This window comes from Streptomyces doebereineriae (assembly GCF_031845645.1).
Lineage (GTDB): Bacteria > Actinomycetota > Actinomycetes > Streptomycetales > Streptomycetaceae > Streptomyces > Streptomyces canus.
Window position 1 is genome coordinate 1 of record NZ_JAVREZ010000195.1, and the last position, 471, is coordinate 471.

Annotated in this window: 1 protein-coding gene; it reads left to right on the forward strand. The window is 29.5% G+C overall.

Features of this window, described 5'->3' with window-relative positions; translation table 11 throughout:
• Nucleotides 1–4: 4 nt before the first annotated feature.
• Nucleotides 5–394: a DUF4271 domain-containing protein gene (locus RNB18_RS54015; RefSeq protein ID WP_394817809.1), complete on the forward strand. Its 390-nt coding sequence runs from the start codon at nucleotides 5–7 to the stop codon at nucleotides 392–394.
• Nucleotides 395–471 lie beyond the last annotated feature (77 nt).

The window sequence follows — 471 nt, forward strand, 5'->3', positions numbered from 1 at the left end:
GCTTTTGGGGTATCAGCTTAATAAATTCGGCTACACCCTGCTGGCTGTACTCTTTTTTTATTTAATGAAATCAACATTAGGTTTTTTATTTTATCAAAGTATAGGGGACGGAAAAAAATGGACTATTTTTTATTTCACCTCCACAAAATTTTATTTTATCCTTTCATTTTTACTAATAATTCTTTGTGTAGCCCACTATTACTTCCCTATAGACAGAAATAAAATGTTTTTGTATTATCTCTGCTTCTTTTCTTTTGTATTCATTTTCAAAGTATTTTTCTATTTATTTCACAAGAACAAGATTCTTCCCGAGAAATGGTATTATAAATTTTTGTATATTTGCACCCTCCAAATCGCACCATTATTATTGCTTTGGAAGTTGTTATTTTTTTAATAAAAGTCAATGATGAGAATAAAGTCTATATTGGTTTCTCAACCAGCGCCTAGTGAGTCTTCTCCATATTTGGATAT